This window comes from Bailinhaonella thermotolerans, from assembly GCF_003594875.1.
Taxonomy (GTDB): domain Bacteria; phylum Actinomycetota; class Actinomycetes; order Streptosporangiales; family Streptosporangiaceae; genus Bailinhaonella; species Bailinhaonella thermotolerans.
Genome location: NZ_QZEY01000023.1, coordinates 40216 through 57698, shown reverse-complemented (window position 1 = coordinate 57698; position 17483 = coordinate 40216). Strand labels below are relative to the sequence as shown.

24 protein-coding genes are annotated in these 17483 nt (G+C 69.0%); 16 read left to right on the top strand and 8 right to left on the bottom strand.

Annotated elements, in window-relative coordinates; genetic code table 11:
* Positions 1–2: 2 nt before the first annotated feature.
* Positions 3–341 (bottom strand): YciI family protein, encoded by a 339-nt coding sequence (locus tag D5H75_RS36240; RefSeq protein ID WP_119931203.1) that lies wholly within the window; start codon positions 339–341, stop codon positions 3–5.
* A gap of 207 nt (positions 342–548) precedes the next feature.
* Complete coding sequence (locus D5H75_RS36235) at positions 549–1724, bottom strand: MFS transporter (RefSeq protein ID WP_119931127.1); 1176 nt, start codon at positions 1722–1724, stop codon at positions 549–551.
* Between the two features lie 178 nt (positions 1725–1902).
* Between D5H75_RS36235 and D5H75_RS36230 the strand changes: the two genes are divergently transcribed.
* Positions 1903–2424 carry a MarR family winged helix-turn-helix transcriptional regulator gene (locus D5H75_RS36230; protein ID WP_119931126.1) on the top strand — a complete coding sequence of 174 codons (522 nt, stop codon included), beginning with the start codon at positions 1903–1905 and terminating at the stop codon, positions 2422–2424.
* 81 nt (positions 2425–2505) lie between these two features.
* On the opposite strand, the gene D5H75_RS36225 is transcribed toward D5H75_RS36230, so the two are convergent.
* The gene (locus tag D5H75_RS36225; protein ID WP_202638842.1) at positions 2506–2916 is read right to left on the bottom strand and encodes a nitroreductase/quinone reductase family protein; all 411 of its coding nucleotides are present in this window, start codon (positions 2914–2916) and stop codon (positions 2506–2508) included.
* Between the two features lie 239 nt (positions 2917–3155).
* Between D5H75_RS36225 and D5H75_RS36220 the strand changes: the two genes are divergently transcribed.
* The 4 genes from D5H75_RS36220 (at position 3156) to D5H75_RS36210 (ending at position 5174) form a co-directional block, all read left to right on the top strand.
* A complete protein-coding gene (locus tag D5H75_RS36220; RefSeq protein ID WP_119931124.1) occupies positions 3156–3491 on the top strand; it encodes a hypothetical protein in 336 nt (111 codons plus the stop codon).
* Between the two features lie 263 nt (positions 3492–3754).
* Positions 3755–3928, top strand: a complete 174-nt coding sequence (locus tag D5H75_RS42315; RefSeq protein WP_202638841.1) for a hypothetical protein — start codon at positions 3755–3757, stop codon at positions 3926–3928.
* Between the two features lie 119 nt (positions 3929–4047).
* Positions 4048–4617 (top strand): thioredoxin domain-containing protein, encoded by a 570-nt coding sequence (locus D5H75_RS36215; protein ID WP_119931123.1) that lies wholly within the window; start codon positions 4048–4050, stop codon positions 4615–4617.
* Positions 4614–5174, top strand: coding sequence for a S26 family signal peptidase (locus D5H75_RS36210; protein WP_202638840.1), 561 nt, complete (start codon positions 4614–4616; stop codon positions 5172–5174). The genes D5H75_RS36215 and D5H75_RS36210 overlap by 4 nt, the downstream gene beginning before the upstream one ends.
* A gap of 137 nt (positions 5175–5311) precedes the next feature.
* Here the strand turns inward: D5H75_RS36210 and D5H75_RS36205 are convergent, their stop codons facing one another.
* Positions 5312–5926, bottom strand: coding sequence for a TetR/AcrR family transcriptional regulator (locus D5H75_RS36205; protein ID WP_119931122.1), 615 nt, complete (start codon positions 5924–5926; stop codon positions 5312–5314).
* 123 nt (positions 5927–6049) lie between these two features.
* On the opposite strand from D5H75_RS36205, the gene D5H75_RS36200 reads away from it, so the two are divergent.
* The gene (locus D5H75_RS36200; protein ID WP_119931121.1) at positions 6050–6343 is read left to right on the top strand and encodes a hypothetical protein; all 294 of its coding nucleotides are present in this window, start codon (positions 6050–6052) and stop codon (positions 6341–6343) included.
* A 67-nt stretch (positions 6344–6410) separates the two neighbouring features.
* Positions 6411–7025, top strand: a complete 615-nt coding sequence (locus D5H75_RS36195) for an NADPH-dependent FMN reductase (protein ID WP_119931120.1) — start codon at positions 6411–6413, stop codon at positions 7023–7025.
* Between the two features lie 306 nt (positions 7026–7331).
* Here D5H75_RS36195 and D5H75_RS36190 read toward each other — a convergent pair whose 3' ends face one another.
* A complete protein-coding gene (locus D5H75_RS36190; RefSeq protein WP_147425400.1) occupies positions 7332–8066 on the bottom strand; it encodes a hypothetical protein in 735 nt (244 codons plus the stop codon).
* Between the two features lie 557 nt (positions 8067–8623).
* Between D5H75_RS36190 and D5H75_RS36185 the strand changes: the two genes are divergently transcribed.
* From D5H75_RS36185 to D5H75_RS42310, 5 genes are all read left to right on the top strand, one after another.
* Positions 8624–9688, top strand: coding sequence for a hypothetical protein (locus tag D5H75_RS36185; RefSeq protein ID WP_119931118.1), 1065 nt, complete (start codon positions 8624–8626; stop codon positions 9686–9688).
* Positions 9685–10464 (top strand): ATP-binding protein, encoded by a 780-nt coding sequence (locus tag D5H75_RS36180; protein WP_119931117.1) that lies wholly within the window; start codon positions 9685–9687, stop codon positions 10462–10464. The genes D5H75_RS36185 and D5H75_RS36180 overlap by 4 nt, the downstream gene beginning before the upstream one ends.
* A 100-nt stretch (positions 10465–10564) precedes the next feature.
* A complete protein-coding gene (locus tag D5H75_RS36175; RefSeq protein WP_202638839.1) occupies positions 10565–10765 on the top strand; it encodes a helix-turn-helix domain-containing protein in 201 nt (66 codons plus the stop codon).
* 221 nt (positions 10766–10986) lie between these two features.
* Positions 10987–11274, top strand: a complete 288-nt coding sequence (locus D5H75_RS41030; RefSeq protein ID WP_147425399.1) for a hypothetical protein — start codon at positions 10987–10989, stop codon at positions 11272–11274.
* A complete protein-coding gene (locus tag D5H75_RS42310) occupies positions 11271–11441 on the top strand; it encodes a hypothetical protein (RefSeq protein ID WP_202638838.1) in 171 nt (56 codons plus the stop codon). The genes D5H75_RS41030 and D5H75_RS42310 overlap by 4 nt, the downstream gene beginning before the upstream one ends.
* A gap of 61 nt (positions 11442–11502) precedes the next feature.
* Here the strand turns inward: D5H75_RS42310 and D5H75_RS36170 are convergent, their stop codons facing one another.
* Together D5H75_RS36170 and D5H75_RS41025 are read right to left on the bottom strand one after the other, a co-directional pair.
* On the bottom strand, positions 11503–11793 hold the full coding sequence (locus tag D5H75_RS36170) for a hypothetical protein (RefSeq protein WP_119931115.1): 291 nt from the start codon (positions 11791–11793) through the stop codon (positions 11503–11505).
* A gap of 292 nt (positions 11794–12085) precedes the next feature.
* Positions 12086–12445: an HNH endonuclease family protein gene (locus D5H75_RS41025; protein ID WP_147425398.1), complete on the bottom strand. Its 360-nt coding sequence runs from the start codon at positions 12443–12445 to the stop codon at positions 12086–12088.
* 401 nt (positions 12446–12846) lie between these two features.
* Between D5H75_RS41025 and D5H75_RS44410 the strand changes: the two genes are divergently transcribed.
* A complete protein-coding gene (locus D5H75_RS44410; protein ID WP_277950000.1) occupies positions 12847–12975 on the top strand; it encodes a hypothetical protein in 129 nt (42 codons plus the stop codon).
* Positions 12976–13060: 85 nt separating this feature from the next.
* Here the strand turns inward: D5H75_RS44410 and D5H75_RS36160 are convergent, their stop codons facing one another.
* Positions 13061–14539, bottom strand: a complete 1479-nt coding sequence (locus tag D5H75_RS36160) for a pentapeptide repeat-containing protein (RefSeq protein WP_147425397.1) — start codon at positions 14537–14539, stop codon at positions 13061–13063.
* A gap of 524 nt (positions 14540–15063) precedes the next feature.
* Here D5H75_RS36160 and D5H75_RS36155 point away from each other — a divergent pair.
* From D5H75_RS36155 to D5H75_RS36145, 3 genes are all read left to right on the top strand, one after another.
* Positions 15064–15687, top strand: coding sequence for a DUF433 domain-containing protein (locus D5H75_RS36155; protein ID WP_119931112.1), 624 nt, complete (start codon positions 15064–15066; stop codon positions 15685–15687).
* 10 nt (positions 15688–15697) lie between these two features.
* Entirely contained in the window at positions 15698–16177 is a 480-nt protein-coding gene (locus D5H75_RS36150) for a hypothetical protein (RefSeq protein WP_147425396.1), read from the top strand.
* A 179-nt stretch (positions 16178–16356) separates the two neighbouring features.
* A complete protein-coding gene (locus D5H75_RS36145; protein WP_242454723.1) occupies positions 16357–17358 on the top strand; it encodes a tyrosine-type recombinase/integrase in 1002 nt (333 codons plus the stop codon).
* The last annotated feature ends 125 nt before the right edge of the window (positions 17359–17483 follow it).

Genomic DNA, 17483 nt, shown 5'->3' with positions numbered 1-17483 from the left:
GGTCAGAACTCCGCGACCGGCCGCACCACGACCGAGCCGCCCCCGCGCGACCCCGGGCACCGCGCCGCCCAGTCCAGGGCCGCGTCGAGGTCCGGCACGTCGATCACGTAGTACCCGCCGAGCACCTCCCGCGCCTCGGCGTACGGCCCGTCCACGATGGTCCGCTCGCCCTTGGCGTTGACCTGGACGCGGGTGGCCGTGGTGAGGTCGGCGAGGGAGTGGCCGGTCACGAAGATCCCCGCGTCCCGCACCGTCTTGTCGTACGCCATCCAGTCCTCCACCTCGCACCCCGGCCCGGCCTCGGGGTCGGTGGCGGCCTGGATCAGCAGCATGTACTTCATGGTCACTCCCTGGTCTTCCGGCCGCCGCGTCCGCGCGCGGCCCCTGCGTATGCCATCACTACGAACGCCGGAGACCCGTTTGGACACCTCGCGCGAACTTTTTCCCGCCGGTCTCCGCGCAGGGTACCCACCCCCGTCCACCTCGCCCTCCGCGCGGGGCCCAGGCGGTGCGCCGTACGCCCGACGCGGCCGGGCACGCCCGCGGGCTCAGGCCGTACGGCGGACGCCGAGCGCGACGAGCAGCGAGGCAGCGGTCAGGGCCACGCCGGACCAGACGGCGGCCGTGACGCCGAGATGGTCGGCGAACAGGCCCCCGGCGAGCGCGCCGAGCGCGATCGAGGTGTTGTACCCGAGCGTGTTGATGGACATGGCGGCCTCGAAGGTGCCGGGCGCGGCCGCGAGCGTCATGGTGATCTGGCACAGGTTCATCGCGCCGAAGGAGACGCCCCACAGCGCCAGCGAGACGATCGCGCCGACCGGCGAGTGGCCGATCGTGAGCAGCAGGAGCAGCGAGATCACGAGCCCCGCGCAGGCGACGACGAAGCTCCCCCGCGGGCTCCTGGTCACGGTGTACCCGGCGAGGAAGTTCCCGGCCGCGCCGCCCACGCCGTACACGATCAGCAGGCCGGCGACGAAGGCGGGCGTGGCCGAGGACGTCTGCTCCAGGAAGGGCCGGACGAAGGTGTACGCCGCGAAGTGGCCGAGCACGTACAGGACGACGGTGACCATCACCAGGCGCAGCCGCGCGTTCACGGCCGGGAGCGCGAAGACCTCCCGGACCGGGACCGCGTTCTCCGACGGCAGCGACGGGATGACGGCCGCGACCGCCACGAGCACCAGCGCGCTGAGCCCGCTCCAGATCAGGAACGTCGTACGCCAGTCCGACAGGCTCTCCAGGAACGTCCCCAGCGGTATCCCGGCCACGGTTGCGATCGAGATGCCGGACAACGCGATGGCCGAGGCCCGGCTCGCGTGGCGCTCCGGGACGAGCCGCATGGCCATGCTCACGCCGATGGCCCAGAACACCCCGTTCGCAAAGCCCATGGCGAGCCGCGCGGCCAGGACCAGCGGATAGTTCGGCGACACGGCGGTGATCAGATTCCCCAGGGCGAGTACGGCCAGCAGCGCGGACAGCAGCGCCCGCCGGTTGACGCGCCTGGTCCAGGCCACGATGAACGGCACGCCCAGCCCGGCGGAGACGCCGTACAACGTGACCATGAGACCGGCGGCGCCCACGGATATGCCCAGGCTCGCGCTCACGGGGGTGAGCAGGCCGACCGGCATCAACTCGGTGGTGACGAAGGTGAACAGACTGGCCGTGATGACGGCGACGCCCAGCCAGGAGCGCAGGGCGGAGCGCGGTGGATCGATGAGGGTGGTCATGTCTTCTTTCCGGTGAAGTGATGCGATCGCCGCCCGCGCGAAAGCCCCGGCACGAGAAGAGGCCGAGAGTGTCAGGCGCCGGCCGGGAAACCCTGGTCCGGCGGAGGAGGGCAGGCGAGAGCGCGTAGATATTTTCCTCGGAAGATAAATTAGTTTCCGTGGAAGGTATAGTCAAGTCATGCCTCAGGACAGCGCTGCCCCGCCCTCGCACGCGGACGCCGTCGATCGCATCGTCGGCCAGTGGCGCCGGGAGCGGCCCGACCTCGATCCCAGCCCCATGCACGTGGTCGGCCGCATCAGCCGGTTGCACTGGGAACTGGACGAGCGGCTGTCCCGGGTCTTCGAGCGGTACGGCCTGGGCCGGGGCGAGTTCGACGTGCTCGCCACGCTCCGGCGCTCCGGCCCGCCCTTCGAGCTGAGCGCGGGCGACCTGCGCGGATCGACGATGGTCACCTCGGGCGCGGTGACCAAGCGCGTGGACCGGCTGGAACGCGCGGGCCTGGTCGATCGCCGCGCGGCCGAGGACGACGCGCGGGGGCGGGTGATCCGGCTGACCGAGCGGGGCCGCGAGCTCATCGACGAGGTGGTGGGCCACCACGTCCGCAACGAGGAACGCCTCCTGGCCGGCCTGACCGAGGACGAACGCGCCACCCTGGCCGACCTGCTCCGCAAACTAGGACAAACCCTCGGAAATCCCTAGCCGCGAAGGTCAGGGCATCGCCGTCAGCGCGTCCGGTGAGAGGGCGCGGGGGCGGTGGGCCGGGATTCGCCGTCCGGGGAGTCAGTCGCGGGGGGTGAGGAAGACGACGCCGGTTCCGTGGCGGCGGACTGCCTCGGTGAGTTCCCCCCGGGTCGGATCGCGGGGCACGGTCAAGACGATGCCGAGCCGTTCCAGTCCCGCCCGGCCGCTTTCGGCGAGGATCTCCTGGGCCAGGTCGGCCAGCGCCTCGGGGTCGGTCTCCAGGCGCGCGGTCATCGGCCTGCGCACGCCCCGGTCGGTCACCTCGATGTCCATGCCGCCCCGGAAGTTCGCCCGCCAGCCGGCCTCGGTGAGGACGCCGACGCGCCCGCCGAGGTCCTGCTTCATCACCGGCACCTCGTAGAGCCGTCCGCTCTTGCGCCCGGTGAAGTGCAGCAGGATCAGGTTCTCCATCGAGCGGGTGTAGGCGCCCTTCCGGATCTCCGCTCTCATCAGCGGATTGAAGAGGCGCAACCAGAACCGGGTGTACCAGGGCGTCGAGGGGATGACCACCGGTGGCCTGCGGCGTCCGATCACGCCTCCCATTTGGACCCGAATTCCGGGCGCCCCGCGATCTCCCCGCCCCGCGGATTCGCCCTCCCGTCGATTCCCCTCCGGTGAATTCGGGTCCGCACCCTCGCGGCCGACGTCCTAATCTGAATTCGGGACCGGGCGGACGGAGGTGTGGGCGCATGAGTGAGACGGATCCGCACATCCACGTCGAGCGGAAGGTGCTCAAGTCCGGGGCCGCCTTCCGCAACCTGATGGTGTCGTCGCTGGGCCGCGCCCCCGACGCGCCCACCGTGGTCACCACCGGCTGCGGCCGGCAGGTCCCGTACGCCATGACCTCCTCCCGCCCCGAGAGCGTCACCTGCCTCCCGTGCCGCGAGCACGCCCACCGCGAGCACCTGCGCTACGCCGAGCAACTGGAACGCCTGGCCCGCATGCCCGGCTCGGCCCTACCCGCCGACCAGGCGGTCCAGGCCGCCCAATGGGCCCGCGCCCAGGCCAGGAAGTACTCCACCTGACCCCGCCCTGAGATCCCGGCCCCGGCTCGCCCCACGTCCGGGCATGGGCCGGGGCCGCGGGCGCCCCGCCGTACGGCCAGGGTCAGGACGTGTTTCCGGGGCCGGAAAATGACTGTTCGGAGGGCCGAATCGCCGAACGGGCGGGTGGCGTGTGGCGCGTTAAGTTTTAAGAGCTGAAAGTTCTCCATTGTGGGGAGTGGCGGCGAATGTGACGATGAGTTGAAGATCATCGTCAAGGTCCGCAGGGCCTGGAGGGAGAGACCATGATCCGTCTCGTCGAACGCCTCAGCGACCGACTGCTGTCCACGTTCGTCCCCGAAGTGACCGTCTCCGCCGGATGCAGCCGCTACACCGTCTGCCGCAGCGGCACCCTCTGGTGCCACATGTGCTGCAAGGACGAGGGCTGCCAGAACCCCTGGGTGTGCGGTAGCTGCTGACGCCGTGAGCGGCCCCGCCGGCTTCCGCACCGCCGGCCGGGCCGCGGAGGACGGGCGGCGGTCCAGCCGCCCGTCCTCTCCGTTCCCACCCCCACCGGCCTCCCCGCGAGGAGTCACGCGTGCCCTACCTCGTCGCCGCCGTCGTGCTCATCGGCGCGATCTGCCTGCTCGACCTCGTCCTCACCATCGGGGTGATCCGCCGCCTGAAGGCCCAGGACCAGACGCTCCGCTCCCACGAAGCGCGGCTGGACTCGCTCGCGATGGGCGAACCGCCGCCGATGGAACGGCTGGCGCCGGGGGCCGCCGTGGGCGAGTTCACCGCGACGACCACGGACGGCGAGACGCTCACCCGGGACTCCCTGGGAGACCTCGTCGCCTTCGTCTCCCCCGAGTGCGGGGCCTGCCGTACCCTCGTGTCCGAGCTGGCCGCCCTGCCGCCCGGCCGTACCGGCGGCCGTGAGCGCGTCCTCGCCGTGGTGGTCGCCGCGGAGCCCGGCGAGGCGTCCGAGTACGTCACCAAGCTCACCCCCGTCGCGCGGGTCGTCGTCGAGGACTACGACGGCGCGGTCGGCAAGGCGTTCCAGAACACCTGGATGCCGTCCCTGTACCTCCTCGCCGGCGACCACACGGTCGCCGCCTCCGGGGGGAGCCTGGGCGACGTCCCGCTAGAGGCGGCCCCGTCCCGGTGAGACCGTCCCTCCTGGCCGGCGCGGCGCTGGGCGTGGCCGCCCTCCTGGCCGCCGCGGCCCGGCTCCGTCGCCGCTACCTCGTCGCCACCGTCCACGGGCGCAGCATGGAGCCCGCCCTGCGCGAAGGCGACCGCCTCCTCGTACGGCGGGCCACCCCCGACCGCGTGCGCCCCGGCGACATCGTCGTCCTGCGCATCCGGCTCCGCCCCCAGGGCGAGGTGTACGGCGCCACCGCCGAGGCCCTGCCCCCCGCCGAAACCGCCCACGACGTGGAAGCCCTGCCCCCGGACTGGACCCTGCTGGTCAAGCGGGCCATAGCCGTGCCCGGCGACCCCGTCCCCCGAGACCGAGCCCCCGCCCTGGCCGCCGTCCCCGAACCCCGGGTCCCCGACGACGCCCTGGTGGTCCTGGGCGACAACCCCACCCTGAGCTGGGACTCCCGCGACTACGGCTACGTCCGCCCCGGCCAACTGGTGGGCGTAGCCCTCCGCCGCCTCCCCCTCAGAACACCCCACACCCCCGCCGAACACTCCGCCCGCCCCACCCCCGGAGCATGAGACGACCGAAGCACCCCGACCACCTCCCCCCGGCCGTTGTCCTCCCCGGATGCCGCCAGTCCTCGTGATCAGAACGCACCGACCCGGCGACGCCGCGAGCCGTACGCGGACGCGCGGGTCCCCGGTGGACGGTGCCGTCAGCGGCAGAGGGTTCGCTCGGCGGTGGTGGTGAGGGTCGTCGCGATCTGGTCGAGGGGCAGATCGCGGCCGGTGCGCAGCAGGTCGAAGCTGTCGAAGCCGGTCAGCAGCCAGAGCAGGTCCGCGGCCTGGTCGCGGGTGACGTCCGGGCGCAGCGCCCCCTGCTCCTCCAGACGCTGAGCCAGTTCGGCCATCCCGGCGGCGCGGCCTTGCTCCATGCGCTCCGCCGCGCCGCCCACGGCGGCGGCGTCCAGCAGCGCCATCGACCTGAGCACGCGCAGCACGTCCCGGTGGGCCGCGTACATCTCGACGATCGCGCGGATCGCACCGCGCAGCGCCTCGCGGGCGTCGGGGTGGGCCGACGCCTGGAGGATGCGGTCGAATCCGCCGCGCTGGAGCAGGTCGGCCCAGACCGCGTCGAAGAGCCCGGCGCGTGAGCCGAAGACGAGGTAGACGGTGGGACGCGCGACCCGGGCGATGCGGGCGATTCGATCGATGCTCACCGGTTCCGATGGCGCTTCGCGCAGCCGTTCGTAGACCGCGTCGAGGATGCGGCGCCGGGTCTCCTGCGCCGCCTCCGCGCGGAGGCGCTGCTCGTACTTCCGGGTGGCCATGGTCGCATCCTACATTGAGTTGACAGTATGTATTTTGAAATACATGCTGTTGCCCGAAATTGGAGCGGGACGCCGCCGACGGGCGGTGGCGACCGCTTCGGGAGCCGACGCGAGGAGCCGGTCATGCACGTGATGATCCGCTGGAAGGTCAAACCAGATCAGGTGGAGCGCGAACTGGAGTCGCTGCGCGCCGTCTACGAGGACATGCGCGCGATCCGGCCGGAGGGCCTGCGCTATGCGACCTTCCAGCTCGACGACGGCGTGACCTTCGTGGACGTCGCCGAGATGACCGGAGGTCCCGGGGTGTTGCGGCAGGTGGCGGCCTTCCAGGACTACCGGGCCACCCTGGACGAGCGGTGCGACGAGCCCCCTGCCGTCACCGTGCTGCGCCAGGTGGGCGCCTACCGCTTCCCCTGACGCCACCGGATCAACGGTCCGAGGCCCGAGTCAGGCATGTACACGAACGTTCCGAAAGGCAGACGTCATGCGATCCACGATCCAACCGCCCGCCGCCGACCAGGCCGAACTCACCGGCGGACCGAAGGTGGCGATCATCGTCGGCAGCACCCGCCCGGGCCGCAAGGCCGAGGCCGTCGCCGCCTGGGTGCACGGACTCGCCGCCCGCCGCGACGACGCGACCTTCGAGGTGGTGGACCTCGCCGACTACCCGCTGCCCCATCTGGACGAGCCGGTCCCGCCGCGCGCCGGCCACTACGGCAACCCCCACACCCACGCCTGGGCGCAGAAGATCGGCGCCTATGACGCCTACGTCTTCGTGACCCCGGAGTACAACGCCTCGGTTCCCGGTGTGCTGAAGAACGCCATCGACTTCCTGTACGCCGAGTGGAACGGCAAGGCCGCGGGATTCGTCGGCTACGGCATCCAGGGCGCCACCAGGGCCGTCGAGCACCTGCGGCAGATCCTCGGCGACCTGGACGTCGTCGCCGTGGCCACGACGGTCGCCCTGACCCTCGCCGACGACTTCCAGGACCACGGCCACTTCACGCCCAGCGCCGTCCCGACCAGGAACGTCTCCCTCATGCTGGACGAAGTCGTGGCGCAGGCCACGCGACGGAAGGGAGCGGGGCGGTCATTGTGAACCCGAGCGGCCCGGAAGGACCCACGCTCCAGTTCCACCCCTCGGACGTGTGACCCGCCCTCCGCGCCCGCCGTACGGCATGCCCACCCGGCTGGTCGCCCGGCCAATGAAAGAGGCCCTTTCCGACTCCTCGGAAAGGGCCTCTGACCTGGGTCGGGGTGGCGGGATTTGAACCCACGACCTCTTCGTCCCGAAGCAAAGTGATCAAGGATCGTGCCTGGTGCTGCCCATGGTTTCACCTGGGCGAATAGGTCGCCGGAGTTCGTCCGTGTCCGCTCTCGTGCGTGCCGATTGTCACCCAGTTAGTCACTCAGACTTCGTGGGGACGACGTCGAGTTCTCTGTTGTCGGTCCTGTGTTCGCCGGTGCTCGCGGTGTCGAGATGGTCGAGCGTGGGAGGGAGCGGGGGGAGGGCGTTCAGGCCGAGGAGGTCCATCTCTCGGCGAATCCGCGTGATGCCCTGCTCGATCAGAGTGGCGCTGCCCGCCAGTGCTTCCGCGGCGTCGAGACGAGCTCGCCGTTCCCTATCCGCCGCCGCATGCTCGGCCAGCCGGCGCTGATGGCTGGCTCCTGCTAGGGCTCGTTCCCGTTCGGTGAGTTGCTGCTGGTGCTCGTGCATCAGGCGCGCCACCTTGCTGGACGCGTGCCAGGTGTCGCTCCTCATGCTCTCCGGGGCGACTTCCTCGCGTCGATGGCCGGGCTCTAGGCCGACGAACCAGTCGTAGGCGGTGGTCGTCGAGATCTCAACATGGGGGAGCGCTTCGACTGTCGAGGCGTTCCCGATGGGGAGGATGAGCAGGAGGGGTGGCACCTGGAGGGCCTCAGCGAGGACCAGGACCTCACCCACCGCGATCGTCTGACGTAGCCCCTTCTCCAGCTTCGCGATCACCGACCGGTCCAACGGCAGCCCGAGATCGGCGCAGCGATCAGCCAGAGCCTGAGTGGATATCCCCTTGCCGCCGCGCGTCCGCTTCCTGAAGTACTCGACCTGACGGCCCACTTGCAGTGCGATCCTCGCCAGCCATTCACGCTCTTGTTCCACTGACGCACATTATCCATATCGATTGTGCGGTCACAACTCAAACAGGGTATATTTGATCATGCTTCCGCCGTCGCGAAGGGAGCTGGAAGCGAATTCGCACGCACCTCGGAGGAACTCAAGGATCGAACCGGGACGTTAGCGCACTCGCCTTGCTTTGATCACCTCCCCGGATCGCTGGCGCGGTCTTGCAGGGTCCATCCCGCCGGATGGTCTCGGCGTGGTCACAGCGACCTGGGAAGTGTGTCGTCAGCAAGATTGAGGGCCAAGGTGCGTTCCCCTGAGGCGGTCTCCTGCTACCCCCGCGAGCTCCAGATGGAGCTGGAAGAGTCTCTGAAGCACAAGTTGATACACGACGACGGCGGCACCTCACGATGCCGCCGTCGCGGCCGGGGCGGGCGCGCCAACGCCCGGACTCCGGCTGCCTACCTCATCGCCCGTTACAACCATGAGGAGGCCAACGTGAGCGTACCCAACGCCACACGTGGTTCATCTGCGCCCGCGCCCACTGCATCCCCCGAGTCGCCCATCAATGGGTGTTCCATCCTGGGTGGTGTGCGATGACGGGCGGGCTTCGCAAGCGCCGGACACCGTTCGTCCAGGTTCCTTCAGCGACAATCCGTGACAAGAGGCTGTCGTTCCGCGCCCGCGGCATCCTGGCCTACCTGCTCGACATGCCCGACGAGTGGGAGGTTCGGTCAGAGGTCATCGCCGCTGCCGGCATTGAGGGCCGCGAAGCCGTACGCAGTGCCCTGCATGAGCTGGGCGAGCACGGCTACTACCGGCTGGAGCGACGCCACTTGCTGGACGGCACCTTCGTGATGGGCACCGCGATCTCGGAGGAGCCCGTCCCGGAGTGGGCTGAGGCGTACGCCGAGTTCGGCGGCATGGCGATCACGGTGGTCCAGCAGAGGGATCGGTCGTTCAAGGTCAAGCGCAAGGACGGCCGACTTGTCGATGACGGCTTCGGCACGCCCACCCCGCCGACCGTGCCGCTGGTTGAAGTAGCCGTAGGTCACACCGGAGACGGGTTTCCGGGCCCCGGTTTTCCGGACTCCGGTCGTCCGGGCCCCGGTCTACCGGACTCCGGTGCTCCGGATTCCGGCTCCCCGGGCCCCATTAACAAGACAGATACACAAGACAGAGAAACAGAACGGGATGTGCCTCCTTCGTCGGCACATCCCGCGCGGGGCAACGCGCTGCAGGATCTTCTCGGCGAGGTCGTGCCTCTGCCTCGCCGCCAGCCGAAGACCACGCGCCGCCGTACGGCCAGAGAGCGGACTCCGGAGGAGCAGGCCCGGTTCGAGCGGGCGCAGGAGATCGCCGACGCCTGGTGGAATCGCTGCGACGAGTTGCACATCCCCAACATTCCCCGGGGCAACTCCGGCGCTCGTGGCTTCGTCGGGTTCCGGGCGATGGTGGAGCGCGCTCTGGCGGCCGGATGCAGCGCGAGTGAGATCAAGTGGGCTCTGGATGACCTGAAGGTGCCGTTCCCGTCCACGGCCGCCTTCGAGAAGGCGCTGGCCCGCAGGCGCGGCATCGTCTCGGGTGGGGGAGGCGGGCAGCCGTCGAGCCTGCACCACGAGCGGGACGCGGCCGCGGAGCTGGCGAAGGTGTTCGGATGAGCGGTCGGATGCCGGTCAAGGCCCGCAACAGCGACCTGGAGCGGCTGCTCGCGGGCCTGCCGCCCGGGCGGCGGCAGAAGATCATCGCCGGTGCCGCATCGCCCGAACTGGAGGAGGAGTTCGCCGCCCTGGACGCGGCGGCACTCGCCGAGGCGGCCCGTGACCGGGCCGTCTACCGGCGGCGCCGCTACGAGAACGAGATGCGCCCGCCCGCCTACGCCGACGCCTCCACCCGCAACCTGCTCAAGCAGCAGGACCCGGGCGGCAGGCTGTCGGGGTGGCTGGGCTCGCCGCACCGGAACCTACTGGTGATGGGGCCCAGCGGCCACGGCAAGAGCCACGCCGCCTACGCCATCACCAACGCCGCCATCGACGCCGGCCTCTGGGTCGAAGCCTGGTACGTGCCCGACCTGGTGGCGGCCCTGTCCCCGCCGGAGGCGCACGAGCGGCGCGACCCCGACCGGGCCGCCCAGCGTGAACGCCGCATGGAGCGCGTCCAGGAGTGCGACCTGCTACTCCTGGACGACCTCGGCCGCGAACCCGCCACCCCCCACATCCATGAACGGTGGCGCTCCCAGCTCACCACCATCCTCACCCACCGCGAAGGGGCGAGGCTGCGCACCATCGTGACCGCCAACGCCGAGGAACGCGCCACCGGAACCCGCGTCCTAGAGCCGTACGGCGCACCTGTCATCACCCGCCTACGCGGCGACTGCATCGGCGCCTGGATCGAAGGCGACTGCCTCCGCGTCGAAGCCGCCTGGAATCCCTTCTGACCAGTCCAGGCCCTCCCGTTGTTGTCGTGGCAGCAGGGGAGGGCCAAGGTCTGTAGCCCGTAGCCGGACCTAAGCGGCTGGATTCGGTGAAACTCCCCCAGTGTCCACTTCCAACCTGCCGAATCGGCCCACTATGTCCGTTGCAGAAGTCGCTGCCGTACTGGGCATCACCCGGGATGGCGCCTACGACGCTGTGAGGCGCGGCGACATCCCTAGCCTGCGCATCGGGCGCAAGATTCTCATCCCCACCGCCCGCCTGGCCGCTCTACTCGGGATCGAACGCGAAGGGCAACAGCAGTGAGTGGGCGAGGACGACCCACCAAGCTCACTCCGGAGCTCGAAGAGCGGCTCTGCGCATACGTTCGCGAAGGGCAGTACCTCACCACCGCCGCCGTCCTGTGCGGCGTCCATGAGCGCACGGTTCACGCGTGGTACGCGAAGGGCGAGGAGGATGACGCTCCCGAGCCATATCGCCATTTTCGCCAGGCACTTGAACGCGCGCGCGCGGAAGCGGAGCGTGCGATGGTCGAGGTCATCATGCTCGACGCCCGCGGCGGCGCGGTCGTGAAAGAGGCGATCAGAGAACGCGCGGACGGCACTGTTGAGCGAGAACAACAACTGACGCCGCCGAACGGCAAACTCGCCCTCGAATACCTCGCCCGGACACGACCCCGAGACTGGAGGCCCGTGAAGGCCGTCGAAGTATCAGGGCCGGAGGGCCGACCCGTCGCGGTCCTGAACGACAACCTCGCCGCTCTTGCAGCCCGCGTATCCAAGGTGCGGGCACAGTACGAGGCAGGTGAGCCGTGACGAGGCGCACGGTCCTGCCGGCAGCCGATGGCGTTTCCAGCATCGTCTCGTCCAGGCCCGTACGGGAGCAGATCGAAGACGCCGACCCTGCGGCCTGGCTCACCTGGCAGGTGCTTCCACTGCTGGCGCTGCCGTACGCCGCTCCGCCTGGCTTCGGCGAGGAATGACGTCCGGCGGCCATGGCCTGAACAAGTTGTGGCCCTTCCCGAGGCAGGAAGGGCCACTTCGCTATCGGCTGTCGCGCCGGCCGAGCAGGGCCCGGATCCGCCGCCACAGCGCGGGAAGGTGCTGGTCTCTCACCTCCCCGCGAATCTCGTCCCCATGCGGGGGGTCATCGGGGTCGCGGTAGGTCAGCCGAAGCTCACCAAGCAGTGGGATCTTCCACTGGAGCTCCTTGAGACCATGATCCTTACCCCGGGCGATGATCGCCGGGATGACCAGGAGGATCGTGATCGGGAGCCCGCCCAGCAGAAGCCAAAACCATGGGCTGCTGACCGCCGCAGCGATCGCAGCCCCCACTGCTGGTTAGCCTGCCTGACGGAGGTTAGAAGACATCATCATCTTCCACCCCTTCCCTAGGTAGCCGCGGGCATGTCATGGTGTCGGCGCTGGGGGGAGCACCACGGATCTTAAGCCTGGTCACTCAAGTCTGGTTCCTCGCCCCGCAGCCACCCCCCAGTGCGCTGGCCTGAGGAAGCGGGCGCAGCTTGGGTCTACGCCTGCCGATCACCTGTGGGTCGGCACTAAGAATCTGAGCGTCGAGGGCCGACTCACCATGGCAGCCTAAGGCGACCATTACACCGACGTCAGATCATTCGCCTAGTTCTACGAACATCGTGAGCTGTCGCCCGTAGCCTCCCGCGTTCTCGATGCGGGCGGCGATGTTCTTGAAGCGGCGGATTCGTCGGCACGTCTCGCAGTCGCGCTGCTGGGGGCGGCTCGGCGGCCGGTACAGGTTCGCCCCCCACAGCGGGTGCCCGCGCCAGCAGTGCGTCTTGCGCGCGTTGATCGCGGTCGGGCTCCCGGAGCGGAGATTGTTGATCGGGCGCGACACGGCCTGGAGGTGACGGGGGTTGCCGCATCGCCGATGCGGGCAGGCCCCGCCCGGCTCGCACACGTCCGGGTCGTGGCACAGGTGGTCGATCTCCTGGCCATCCGGGATCGGCCCCACGATAGCTCGTAGACCGTCCGGTGGAGCGCGCCGTACGGCCGCCGACCGTCAGGACGCCGTACCCGTCCCGGTTCGTGGCGCCCGTCCACAGCCAGCACGCGCCGAGCTCGGGCGCGTGCACGGGGACGGGGCCGGCGAAGTCCAGCCGGGCAAGCCAGCGGACGCCGGCCAGTTCGGGGCGCGGGGTCGCCTCGACCGGGAGGAAAGGTCATCGTGCCGCGCCGCCGCGGCCACCTCGCCCGCCCGCGCCCCAGTCCCCGTCCAGGACGCCCATGCACGTCCTCGGCGAACGCGTCATCGTGGGCACGCCCCACGGGGCGTGGAAGCATAACCTGCAGGCGGTCTCCAATCCCGCCCCGACTCGAACGGGCACCTGTCGTGCAAGTGGTGCAGGAATCCGAGTGGTATCTGCTGGCGCTGCGCTCCCCGGCTGCTTCTCGGACGGCTCGACCGACAGCAAGATCGGGGTCTACCCGGCCACGCGGGTATGGGTGGAGACGCTCCAGGCCGAAGCCGACGCTATCTTCTAGGCGTCTCACCACCATCGAGATACCCGCGTTGAACTCGCTGTCCGGCTTGGTCGTCGCCCGGCCAGCAGGCCCACCCTACTGGGGGTCAGGTAGCGGCGGCTGCCGGGGGACCGGCTTCAGGTAGCAGTAGCCCTGCTGGGGGCCGATCCGGCAGCCCGACCGGCGGCACCGTCCAGGCGCCTGGCGCGGACAGATCAACCTGGCCGCCTATGAAATGTGCGCTGCTGAAGGAGACCCGGCTGCCGGAGAGCCGCGCGCCCTGGAAGGTGATCTCCCCGCGGTAGAACTGCGTGCCGTTGAAGGTGACCTCTCCGCCAGAGAACTGCGCGCCGCTAAAGGTGATCTCGTCGCCGGAGAACAGCGCGTTGTTGAAGGACACCTCCCCGGCAGAGAACAGCGCGCGGCGGAAGGAGAACTCTGCGCCAGAGAACAGCGTGATGCTGAAGGAGACCCGGCTGCCGGAGAGCTTCGCGGCGTGGAAGGAGACCTCTCCGCCGGAGAACTGCGCGCTGCCGAAGGAGACCGTGCCACCAGAGAAATCCGCGCGGCCGAAGGAGACCCGGCTGCCGGAGAACCGCGCTTCGCTGAAGTGGACCGTGCCGCCGGAGAACTCCGCGCCGCCGAAGGAGACCATGCCGCCGGAGAACCCCGCTTCGCTGAAGTGGACCGTGCCGCCGGAAAACCGCGCGCTGCCGAAGGAGACCATGCCGCCGGAGAACTCCGCGCGGCCGAAGGAGATCATACCGCCAGAGAATTGCGCACCGTGGAAGGTGACCTCTCCGACGGAGAATTGTGCGTGGACGAAGATGACCGTGCTGTCGGAGAACTGCGCGGCGTCGAAGGTGCCGCCATCGAAGACGGCGCCAGTGAAGTCGAAGTCATGCCCCTGCCAGGACTTCGCCGCTGGGACATCGGCTTGGAGGTGGGCGGTGATGAGGCGGATGATGGTGTGGCGGACCTCCCGCAGCGCGGCGTACGCCAGTCGTGCCTGCTCGACGTCGGTCCCCTCGGCGTCCTCAGGCGGGGGCGGGGGGTAGGGCATGCGTAGGAAGGCACACAGCACGTCGATACAGGTCTGCCGCATCTCGACCGCGTCGTCGGCCAGTGCCGCCAGGGCGTGCACGGCCGCGAGCTTGACCGTCGGTTCGGCATGCCCCAGTTGCTCGGCCGCCTTGGCGAACCGCTCGTGGAACAGCTTGGACTGCTCGCGTGCGTCGGCGCGTTCCTGGCCGCGCTGCCGGCGGTAGGCCACCACCAGGGCGACCACACCGCCGACACCGGCCACCAGCGCCAGCACGATCTTGATGCCGTCCAGCGCGTTCCGGACCGAGTCGGGTTTGGCCGGGTCGATCGGCAGCAGGCGCAGCGCGAGCCACCCCAGCAGAGCCGTCCCTGCCAAAGAGCCAATCAAGGTGATCGTCAACGCCTGGCGAATCGGCTGCACCTCGCGCTCGGACGCCCGCCACCAACGCCACACCCTGCCCAGCCCAGCACCTATCGCGCGCCCGGCTCGCCGCACCCGGCCGGGCCGTGCCGGTTCGTTTGCCTCGGCTATCTCGCCCACGTTGTGAGCATCCGCCTCAGCAGCGGCTCATGTCACCCGCCTGGACGCTCTTGGTCTTGGCGAGCACACGCCAGCGCCCGCCCCACCCCATCGAACCTGGCGGCCGTTGACCTCCGACCCGTCGATTGACCGTGCGGGCGCGACGCTAACCCACACGGACCCCGAGCATCGGCCCGTGGGATCACGAGCACGAATCAAGCTGGGCCTGACAGGCCGCCTCGCCGTGGGAGGGGATCGAGGAGGGCGAGGCCGAGGGCGAATGAGATGACGCAGTCGGCTACGAAGAGCATGCGGTGTGGCTCGAAGCGCGCAGGGTTCCGGCCGCGATGCGGTACGTCGGCGCAGCGGATCGATGCCGCCTCCGGGGAGTGCCTGGCACAGGATCCGGTGTCGATCTTCGCTTTCACCCACGTGAAACGGCTAACCAGGCCGGGTCTCCGATGTCTGTTGGGCCTTTGTAAACCCCTAGAACGGAGATACCGTCATCGGTAGGTGAGAGTCGGTTCGGAGAGGAGCGCGCCGGGATGTACCCATCACCACTCGCTGCGGCGCTTTCGGGCGCCTCGCTCGGGCAGTTGGAATACTGGAGGAAGAAGCCGCCGCTCCTGGTGCCGCAGTATGTGTCATCGAACCGAGTGCTCTACTCATACAAGGATGTCGTCGCCCTGCGCTCGCTGGCCTATCTGCGCCAGAAAGAAAAGCTGTCATTACAGAAAATTCGGATCTCAGTTCACAATCTGCGCAGGTTGGGCAAGGATGCGCACTTATCCGAGTACAAGTTAATCCGGATGGGTGACACGGTCGTCGTAGCTGAAGGTGGTCAGACGATCGACCTTCTCAAGCGGCCCGGCAACTACGTCGTGGCCGAGCTTGTCGATGTCTTCGGTGAGTTCGAGGGTCGACAGGGCAGGGTGTTGCCGTTCCAGCGCCCGATCCGAGGTGTGGCCGTAGATCCAGAGGTGCGCGCTGGCTATCCGGTGGTGGAAGGTACTCGGGTCGGATATGACCAGGTCGCCGGCCTGATGCGTGACAACGTGCCTGCTGAGGAGGTGCCGATGTTCTTTCCTTCGGTGACCCCCGAAAGTGCTCGGGCGGCGCTGGAGTTCGATTCCTACGTAAACACGTACGCAGTGTCCGAGTCCGCCTGAGGGGCCGATCGTGAAGATCCTCCTCGATGAGAATGTTTCCGCTCATCTACTAGATCCTCTGAAGTGGCTTCTATGGGGCCACTCGTTGGAGCATGTGGACAAGCGCTGGAAGGGGATCAAGGACAAGCAGCTGTATGAGAAGGCGGCGCGCCACGGGTATGAGTTCCTGATCACGGTCGACAGCAACCAGTTGTTTGATAACGACATCTGTAAGGCGATCCAGCGATCGGGTGTACACTGTGCCTTTGTTGACGTAGGAAAGAGCTCTCTGGACCACCTAGCCGCTGCGGCGGCTGCCCTTGTGCAATCCAGTCGCGCCATCGTTGCGGCTCTGGAGGAAGTAGATACGCAGCGGATCGTTTTGATTCGCATGGCCTCTGGCCGCCCCTACAAGATCCATGATCCCCGAAGAGAGCCTCCTTCGTCCATGTGGCCACGCAAACAGTATGGGAACCACTGGCCGCCCCGGAGATTCCAGCGGGATGGCTAAAGGCTCCTGGAACCTGAGGGGTGTCTCTAGAGGTAGTGCATGACTGGACGCGAGGGTCCACAGAAGATCGCGGGTATTCTCTGGATTGCGATAACATAGCTTATCGCAATCCAGAATCCGCCTATCGAAGGGTCCCCCCGCCCATGTCTGGCGCTCTCGCGCCCCGCTCTGCCGCCCCCTTGACTCCGGCCGACGATGAGCTGACTGAGCAGACGCGCGCCCGCATCGCCGGCGGCTTCGCGGCCAACACCGGTCGCGCTTACCGCCGCGACTGGATCGCGTTCGAGAGTTGGTGTCTTGAGCAGGGACGTACGGCGATGCCGGCCAGTGCCGCGACGTTGGCCGAGTACGTCACGCACCTTGCCGCGACTCCCACCCGCCGGGGCACCCCGCCCGCGCCCTCGACCATCGAGCGGGCACTGGGGTGCATTCAGTCCCGGCACAAGCTTGCCGGTCACACCTTGGACGCCCGGGTGGCCCGGCTTGCGCTGCGGGACTACCGCCGCGAGTACGCCGCCGCTGGCAAGCGCACCCGCAGGGCGCCCGCGGCCGAGGTGGACATCCTGCGCCGCCTGATCGACGCCACCGACGCCCAGACGCTCACCGGGCTACGCGACCGGGCCGTGCTGGTGCTCGGGTTCGCGCTGATGGGCCGCCGCTCCGAGCTGGTCGCGCTCGACATCGACGACATCGTCGTCACCCGCGACGGCTTGGAAGTGACCATCCGGATGTCGAAGACCGACCAGGACGCCCGCGGTGAGACCGTGCCCGTCCCCTACGGCTCTCACCCCGACACCTGCCCCGTTCGCGTGGTCCAAGCCTGGATCGCCGTCCTCGCCGAGGCGGGCGTCACCAGCGGGCCCCTACTGCGCGGCGTCGACCGGCACGGCCGCCTCAGCGGTACCGACAAGGCCACAGGGCGCGGCGGCGCCCGCATGTCCGGGCACGGCATCAACTTGATCGTCCGCCGGGCCGCCGAGAAGGCTGGGCTCCCGGACGCCGAGAAGTTCACCGCTCATTCTCTGCGAGCGGGCGGCGCCACCGCCGCCGCCCGCAACGGTGCCCCTGTCTCCGCTATCGCCCGCCATGGCCGCTGGTCGGAGAACTCCCCAGTGGTACACGGCTACGTCCGACAGGCTGACAAGTGGCGGGACAACCCCATGCGCGGCGTCGGGCTCTAACAACTCAGTTTTGCGATCAACGGACGCGGAGGGACGTCCTCCTCGTTTCCTCCGGGTCCGTCCGATCTGACCGGTGGAGTGTCGGCTTGAACGACGCCTTCGATGCGCGCCGAATCCACTTCCCG